At 58.4% G+C, this 3,881-nt stretch carries 7 protein-coding genes; 3 read left to right on the plus strand and 4 right to left on the minus strand.

Features of this window, described 5'->3' with window-relative positions; genetic code table 11:
- From VMW13_11310 to VMW13_11320, 3 genes are all read left to right on the plus strand, one after another.
- On the plus strand, window positions 1-231 hold a 231-nt coding region (locus VMW13_11310; GenBank protein ID HUV45400.1), incomplete at its 5' end, for an AIR synthase-related protein.
- A gap of 7 nt (window positions 232-238) precedes the next feature.
- Complete coding sequence (purQ, locus tag VMW13_11315; GenBank protein HUV45401.1) at window positions 239-1,009, plus strand: phosphoribosylformylglycinamidine synthase I; 771 nt, start codon at window positions 239-241, stop codon at window positions 1,007-1,009.
- A 53-nt stretch (window positions 1,010-1,062) separates the two neighbouring features.
- The gene (locus VMW13_11320) at window positions 1,063-1,185 is read left to right on the plus strand and encodes a desulfoferrodoxin FeS4 iron-binding domain-containing protein (protein HUV45402.1); all 123 of its coding nucleotides are present in this window, start codon (window positions 1,063-1,065) and stop codon (window positions 1,183-1,185) included.
- 55 nt (window positions 1,186-1,240) lie between these two features.
- On the opposite strand, the gene VMW13_11325 is transcribed toward VMW13_11320, so the two are convergent.
- The 4 genes from VMW13_11325 to VMW13_11340 all read right to left on the minus strand — a co-directional run.
- A complete protein-coding gene (locus VMW13_11325; protein ID HUV45403.1) occupies window positions 1,241-1,666 on the minus strand; it encodes an META domain-containing protein in 426 nt (141 codons plus the stop codon).
- A gap of 126 nt (window positions 1,667-1,792) precedes the next feature.
- Window positions 1,793-1,996 carry a hypothetical protein gene (locus tag VMW13_11330; protein HUV45404.1) on the minus strand — a complete coding sequence of 68 codons (204 nt, stop codon included), beginning with the start codon at window positions 1,994-1,996 and terminating at the stop codon, window positions 1,793-1,795.
- 73 nt (window positions 1,997-2,069) lie between these two features.
- Window positions 2,070-3,665, minus strand: a complete 1,596-nt coding sequence (locus tag VMW13_11335; GenBank protein ID HUV45405.1) for a radical SAM protein — start codon at window positions 3,663-3,665, stop codon at window positions 2,070-2,072.
- A 9-nt stretch (window positions 3,666-3,674) separates the two neighbouring features.
- Window positions 3,675-3,881, minus strand: a 207-nt coding sequence (locus tag VMW13_11340) for a hypothetical protein (GenBank protein HUV45406.1), incomplete at its 5' end; no start/stop codon positions are given.

Consider the following 3,881-nt stretch of genomic DNA (forward strand, 5'->3'; position numbering starts at 1 on the left):
GACCGGGACGATTTCATACTCTTCTCGGAGTCGAACAGCCGGTTCCTGGTTGAGGTAGTCCCGGAGAACAGGGACGAGTTCGAGAAGACGCTGGGTGAGACGGTGTGCACTGTCATAGGACAGGTGATGGATTCCGAGGTGCTGGAGGTATACGGACTGAACGGGCGGCCAGTCGTCAACAAGCCTATCGCGGACCTGAAAGAGGCCTGGCAGAGTCCACTCCGGTGGTAAGAAAGATATGAGTAAGGTAAGGGTACTGGTACTGCGCGCCCCGGGGACCAACTGCGATGTCGAGACTGCCTTTGCCTTCGAACGGGCCGGGGCCGAGTCTTCACTGGTCCACATCAACCGCTTCGTGGGTGGTGAGCAGCATCTATCCGACTATCAGATACTGGTGGTCCCCGGCGGCTTCACCTATGGCGATGACATCGCTGCCGGAAGGGTGCTCGCCAATGAGTTGAGACTGGGGCTTGGTGAAGACGTGCAGCGCTTCGTCGAAGGCGGCGGGTTAATCCTGGGTATCTGCAACGGCTTCCAGGTGCTGGTGAAGGCGGGGATTCTGCCCGGCCCACCCGGTACCGGCTCAACCCCGTTGACGCTGACCGACAACGATTCCGGCAGGTTCGAGTGTCGCTGGGTGTATCTTACCGTGAATCGCGACAGTCCCTGCGTCTTCACCCGGGGGATTGAGCAGATGTTTCTTCCCGTGGCACACGCCGAAGGCAAGGTGGTTGTCATCGATGATGGTCTGCCGGACGCAAACACGGTGCTGTTCTATACCGATGAGCAAGGTAACCGTGACTCCGGCTATCCGCATAATCCCAACGGCTCGGTGGAGGACATCGCCGGTATTTGCGATAGTACCGGGCGGGTGTTTGCCCTGATGCCGCACCCGGAACGTTTCATCCGGGGTATCCAGCATCCGCAGTGGACGCGGCGGGGAGCCACCGAGCACGGTGATGGTTTCCGGGTCTTTCAGAACGCCGTTCAGTGGGCTGAGCGTACGTAGCTGACGTAATCAGTCCGGTATGAAGTGTAGTATGGCGGGCAGGAGGTGTCAAAGTGGCTGTTGAGAAAGTTGGGCAACAGTTCAAGTGCACGGTCTGCGGGAACGAGGTGCAGGTCACCAAAGTCGGTGGTGGTGTTCTGGTCTGCTGCGGCAAGCCGATGGAAGAAATCAAATAGCCGTCCGGACACCCGGTATATAGTGGCGCCCTTAGTCCGCTAAGGGCGCGGGTACTTACTCCTCTTCAAACGTCAGTAGCTGGTCACCGGTGCAGGTTATCAGGAGCTTGCCGCCACTTATCTCGTACGTTTCGGCCTGTCCGAGGCTCTTGAGGTAAGCATATTCCTGGTCCATGATGCCCTCGGGGTCCATGCAGTACATCTCCGTGGATGCCACCGGGCCGAAGGTCAGGTTCTTACCACTGACTTCGTACGAGCCGAAGTAGTTGTTGCAGCCCGCCGAGCCGTTGATTTGCCCCTCGGTGAACTCTGCCGATACGGTGCTGTCTTCAATGATTATCGTGGGGCTGCCCCGGTCGCCGTAGGACTCCAGCACCCATCTTTTACCTTCAAGGTCGGTGCCGCCGGAAGAACACCCGGTTGCGCCAAGAATAGACATTACCATGCCCAGGGCCAATGCCGACAGAAAGACCTTCTTCATTTCTGCTTACCTCCCTACCATCAGTGTCGTTTCAATGCTCTATTCCTGTATACGTCTGACGGCAGGAACTGTCACAACACAGCGCGGGTGCTGCCGGTGTGATAGCTCAGGGTTGAGTGCTTCTACTTATTTTTTACGCTTTCGCCCAACTGCCGCCAGCGGTGCCACCGCCAGCCAGAGCGTAATCGTCACCAGCATCGCCGTGGTGTAGCTGATTGTGTCTTCTACCCCTCCGATTTTCGGAGCAACCTGCCCCCACAGTGCCATCAGGATGAGTGAACTCAAGAAGAAACCGGGTACCGCCGCCAGAACTGAAAAGTAACCAAACATATCCAACCTCCCTACGTGTTTTTACAGGATAGACACCAGAATACAGGGTCGCTGCAATAGATGTCAATATGTGTCAGGAGCCGGTCGTCGCCAGTGCCCTCTCCAGCTCACGTCTGAGGTGTTCTGTCCTGCTGCCGGAATTAACCGGTGCCCAGGGCAGTTCCCGGGAAGTATCCCATTGCTCGTGTGCAAACAGGTCGGTGTCCAGGCGGGTTTCCAGGGTGGCACGACGCCACTGTGACAGTGTCACCGCTTCCATGCCGGCCAGGACCTCACTCACCTTCAGGTCACCCCGGGCGAGAATGGCCTGGACCTGGCTCCAGGCAAGGCTCTCCGCTTTGACCCGGATTCCTTTCGACTCCAGGTCCTGCTTGAGCCGGGAAAGGCGCCGCTCCAGAGTCTGGAGCGCGGCCATCGGAAGCCACTGGAAGGGTGTGCCTGCCTTGGGGACAAACGGGGACACTGTCAGTGTGATACGGCTGCCCTGCCGATGCCGGTCAAGGATGGCCTTGCAGGTAAGGCTCAGCCGGATAGCTTCCTCGATGTCCCAATCGGTTTCCGTGGGTAGGCCAATCATGAAGTAGAGCTTGAGTTGCCTGAAGCCCTGCCCGGCAACCTTGCCGACCGCCTCAAGGACATCGTCCTCGGTGAAACCCTTGCCGATAACGCGACGCAGCCGTTCCGAACCGGCCTCCGGGGCGAGGGCTACCGTCCGAGTGCCGTGCGCGACGGCCGAGAGTACGGTGTCGGAAAGTGGCTTTATCCGTAACGAACTGACGGAAAGCTGCGCTCCCATATACCTGATTCCGTTGACCAGTTCATCGATGTGCGGATGGTCGGTGACTGCCGGTCCCACCAGACCGATACGTTTGCGGTATTGAAGTCCTGTCTCCGCCTGGGCAAGCAGTACGTCCACAGAGCGGAAACGGGCCGGACGGAAGATGTTGCTGACCAGGCAGAAGTTGCAGCCCCAGGAACAACCCCGTTCCACCTCGATGAGGTACAGGTTGCCCAGCTCGGTTTCCGGGGTGAGCACCGTGGACGTTACCGGGAAGTCATCGAGATTGGCCAGCCACTGCCGGGCTACCGGTGTGCCGGTATACTCCTGCGGCACGAAGACGCCGGATAGTTCTGACAGGGACTTCAGCAGGTCTGTCCTGCTTCCCCGGATACCTTCGGACAGTATGGGTAGCATCGGGGGCAGGATTGCCTCGGCTTCCCCGATGCAGAGGCAATCAAAAAACGGGGAAAGGGGCATCGGGTTGGCGGTGATACAAGCCCCACCGGCGATGACCAGCGGGTGGGACTCGTCCCTCTCGCTGGCGTACAGAGGAATACTGCTCGCCCTGAGGATGCTGACCACGTTAAAGTAATCGATCTCGTAGGTGATCGAAAAGGCAATGACGGCGTAGTCGGTAAGCGGCCGCTGAGATTCGAGTCCTGCCGGTGCTTCTTGCTGACCTTTTTCGTGGAATACGCGCTCGCAGACGACATCCGAGTACCCGTTCAGCAGCTTGTAGATAGCGTGGATGCCCAGGTTGGACATACCCAGGTAGTAGGAGTTCGGGTAGACCAGGGCAACCGGCATCCGCCCACCCCAGTCCTTGACGATGGTGCCGGTCTCGCGAGAGAGTGTGTGCTTCGGGTTGCTGTCTCTAGCCCTGGTCATAGAATCTTATCAACCCCTCACCCTTTGATACACACCGGTCATTGCGAGCGTAGCGAAGCAATCTGGAAGGAAAGGAAAGACTGCTTCGTCGCTGACACCGACGCCGCGTCGGCACGCTCCTCGCAGTGATGCCTTGTGCCTGTCATTGCGAGCGTAGCGAAGCAATCTGGAAGGAAAGGAAAGACTGCTTCTTGGCTTGTTTGATGTGTAGTGATA

This window comes from Dehalococcoidales bacterium, from assembly GCA_035529395.1.
Lineage (GTDB): Bacteria > Chloroflexota > Dehalococcoidia > Dehalococcoidales > Fen-1064 > DUES01.

What these genes read in the sequence shown, in the direction of transcription:
- VMW13_11335 (HUV45405.1), bottom strand. Translation starts at nt 3,665, where the DNA reads ATGACCAGGGCTAGAGACAGCAACCCGAAGCACACACTCTCTCGCGAG.
- VMW13_11330 (HUV45404.1), bottom strand. Translation starts at nt 1,996, where the DNA reads ATGTTTGGTTACTTTTCAGTTCTGGCGGCGGTACCCGGTTTCTTCTTG.
- VMW13_11325 (HUV45403.1), bottom strand. Translation starts at nt 1,666, where the DNA reads ATGAAGAAGGTCTTTCTGTCGGCATTGGCCCTGGGCATGGTAATGTCT.
- purQ (HUV45401.1), top strand. Translation starts at nt 239, where the DNA reads ATGAGTAAGGTAAGGGTACTGGTACTGCGCGCCCCGGGGACCAACTGC.